At 75.4% G+C, this 3,162-nt stretch carries 3 protein-coding genes; 1 reads left to right on the top strand and 2 read right to left on the bottom strand.

The window, feature by feature from the left end:
- Positions 1 to 116 precede the first annotated feature (116 nt).
- Positions 117 to 1,649, top strand: a complete 1,533-nt coding sequence (locus tag WDV06_RS36535; protein WP_395514109.1) for a hypothetical protein — start codon at positions 117 to 119, stop codon at positions 1,647 to 1,649.
- Between the two features lie 515 nt (positions 1,650 to 2,164).
- On the opposite strand, the gene WDV06_RS36530 is transcribed toward WDV06_RS36535, so the two are convergent.
- Positions 2,165 to 2,386: a hypothetical protein gene (locus tag WDV06_RS36530; RefSeq protein WP_395514108.1), complete on the bottom strand. Its 222-nt coding sequence runs from the start codon at positions 2,384 to 2,386 to the stop codon at positions 2,165 to 2,167.
- Between the two features lie 7 nt (positions 2,387 to 2,393).
- A complete protein-coding gene (locus WDV06_RS36525; protein WP_395514107.1) occupies positions 2,394 to 2,981 on the bottom strand; it encodes a hypothetical protein in 588 nt (195 codons plus the stop codon).
- Positions 2,982 to 3,162 lie beyond the last annotated feature (181 nt).

Raw genomic sequence — 3,162 nt, 5'->3', positions numbered from 1 at the left:
CCCCCCCCCCCCCCCCCCCCCCCCCCCCCCCCCCCCCCCCCCCCCCCCCCCCCCCCCCCCCCCCCCCCCCCCGCCGCACCTCCGGCACCGGCAGCCGAGGCTGACAAGATGACACGGTGTCCGACTCCCTCCGTGAACCCTGGCTGCGCGGAATCGCCCTCAATCCGGCCGCGCCTTCCGACGTCCTGATACGCCTTCTGGATGCGTCGGCCGGCCCGGCCCGGCGGCTGATGTGCGAGAGCCGCGACCTACCGGACGAGGTCATCGACGCCGCACTACGCCACCCCGACCTCCAGGTGCGCCGAGCCCTGGCCATCAACCGGCACGTCGACCCCGCATCACTGGCCCCCTTGGCGACCGACCCCTCCAGCACGGTCCGCGGGCGCCTGGCGGGCAGCCCCTGGCCCCGACCCCGCCGGGTGCGGCCACTGCCCGATGACATCCTCGTCACCCTCCTCACCGCCCAGGACAGCGGAGAGGACGGCCTGCTCACCGCGCAAGAGATCATCCAGGAACTGCTCTCCTCCAGGCAGATCCCCCTGTCCTTCCACCGCGCCATGGCCGACCACGAGCACCCCGCGATCCGGATCCGCGCCTCCTCCAGGTGGCAGTTCCTCACCCCCGAGCAGCGGCAGGCTCTCCTCCACGACCCCGACCCGGCCGTCCGGGAAGCGGCACGGGAGAACAGCTGGGAGCTGGACCCGGAAGCGGTGGAGGCGGTGCTGCCGACCATCGGCTCGCTCAGCAAACCGTTCGTGCTCGGTACCTGCGTCCTGTCCCCCGCGCTCGTCGAGCAGTGCTTCGCGGACGGCACGGTGCACCCCCTGGCCCGGAACCCCCATACCCCGGCCGACCCGCTCACCCGGCTCGCCCGCCACCCCGACGCGGAGATCCGCAAGACGGTCGCCGCCCGCCCGGACCTCGACCCGGACCTGGCCACCGCACTGGCGCAGGACCCGGACGAGGCCGTACGGACGCGCGCCCGCCTCCACCCCTTCCCGCGCACCTGGCCCGAGTACTGGGCGATCGAACGGGTCATCGGCCACGGCCCGGACTGCACCTGCCCCATCGACGAGCCGGCCACCGAGCCCGCCCCCGACTGGTACACCGCCTGCGCGGCGTCCGAAGAGCCGGTCCTCCGCCGGGTCGCCGCGACCTGGCCCGGCCTGCCGCCGCACCTCGTGCGACCGCTCTCCCAGGACGACGACGAAGAGGTCCGCGTCCGGCTCGCCTGCCACCACCCCCTGGCTCCCCCTGCCCTCCTGCTGGCCGTCTTCGTCACCCGCCCCGCCCACCGCCCCCACCTCCTCACCCTGCCCCACCTCCCCCGCACCGGCCTGGCCCACCTCCTCACCCACCCGGACCCCGAGGTACGCACCCTGGCCGCAGCCGACCCCACCCTGCCCGCACCCCCACTGACGGACCCCGACGCATCGGTACGCCGCGCAGCCGCGGCCAACCCGGCCCTCCGCCCGGACGCCCTGGAACCCCTCCTGACCGACCCGCGTACCGCGGAGGGCGCCGCATCGAACCCGTCCCTCCCGGCCCCCCGCATGCACACCCTCCTCGACCACTGCCTGGAGGGCGCCGCCCTGCGCCGCCCCCCGACTTTTGTCCGCGGACAAAAGTCGGGGGGCACCCGATCTTGACTACCGGGGCCCGGATGTCGACGGGCTGCACTTCTCCGCCACTGGTCACCCGCCTTCTCGAACTCGGCCATGAACGGGAGGTGGAGTTCCAGGCGGGGCGAGGGGAGTGGTTCGGCGCGTTGGAGTGGGCGCGGCTGCTCGGCGATCGGCGGCAGTACGAGAGGGCGCTGGAGGTCCTCTCTCCGTACATCGCGACGGGCTGGTGGCCGGCGGTCCGGGCCCGGGCCGAGCTGCTGGAGGGCTGGGGACGGGCCGAAGAGGCGATCGTGCTGTGCCGCCCGTACGCGGAAGCGGGGGACCGGGTGGTTCTGGGGTTCTTCGCGCAGCTGCTGACCCGCCACGGCCGGGCCGCCGAGGCGTTCGCGCTGCTGCGGCCCGGCATCGAGGATTCGCTCCTCGCGGAGTGCCTGGTCGACGTCGCCGAAGCCGGCCGCACCGAGGAAGCCGCCGCCGTGCTCGAACGGCACCCGACCTCCAACAGCTCGCTCCGTTCTGACCGCCGCCGTGGGGACGGTTCAAGAGAGCACCCATTGGGGCGGGTGCCCCGGGTCCGCCGGGCAGGTGAAGACGTGCAGGTCCCGGTCACGGCCGAAGCGGAGCCGGGTGGGGTGGGCGACCGAGGGGCCGCCGCGGATCGAGGCCATGCCCTGGAGGGACGGATCGCGGTCTTCCAGCGGCATCCAGGTGTGCGAGTCGCGGTCCATTTCCTCGCCTTCGGCCGTCAGCAGGAGCCGCATCGGGGCCCTACAGCTCGCGCAGGCGATGTCCAGCGGGCCCGTCGACGCCCAGCTGGGAAAGCTCGGGGAGTTCGTCCTTCCACCGGAGCAACGGCGCTTCAGGCGCGGCGTCAAGGAAGTGGTCCGCACGTTCGGCCTGCACCGTCAGCCTCCACCGCAGGAGGTAGCGGCGCTCCAGGTGCGGGCCGTGGTGGCGCGGGCAGCGGAAGAGCTGGACGAGGTCCGCGCCGCCGGGACCGGTGGCCAGGCCGGGGACGTCCCGGCCGAAGAACTGGGCGAGCCCCACGAAGGGTGTCGGCCCGCCCCCCTCGGGGTTTCCGGCGCCGGGCCACGGGCGGCTCGGGAGCCACACGCCCGCGACCCGGGCGGCGCGGATCTCCCCGGGCGCGTACCCCTCGCTCTCGGGCTCGTGCGGCTCGCGGCAGACCGGCCACGGCTCGTCGCTCGGCCACAGCAGCGGCCCCCCGACGTGGCTGTCGTGCCGCCCGGGCCGCCCCGGCCGCGGGTGCAGGCGGGTCGTCCGCCCGCGGTATGCCGCCAGCTCGGGGAACACGGCCTCCACTGCCACCGGCCTGGCCGGCGTCGTCCTGGTCATGGGCGGAACGTACGCGCCCGCCCTCATCTCACGCGAACGGGTCACCCTGATCCCTCCCGCGAGGACAGCGTGTGAGGAGGCGGTCGGGCCCGAACGTGCTCCGGTCCGGGGGGGGGGGGGGGGGGGGGGGGGGGGGGGGGGGGGGGGGGGGGGGGGGGGGGGGGGGGGGGGGGGGGGGGGG

The sequence above is a fragment of the Streptomyces racemochromogenes genome (assembly GCF_044129415.1).
GTDB classification, from domain to species: domain Bacteria; phylum Actinomycetota; class Actinomycetes; order Streptomycetales; family Streptomycetaceae; genus Streptomyces; species Streptomyces racemochromogenes_A.
This window is presented reverse-complemented; position numbering and strand designations above follow the sequence as displayed.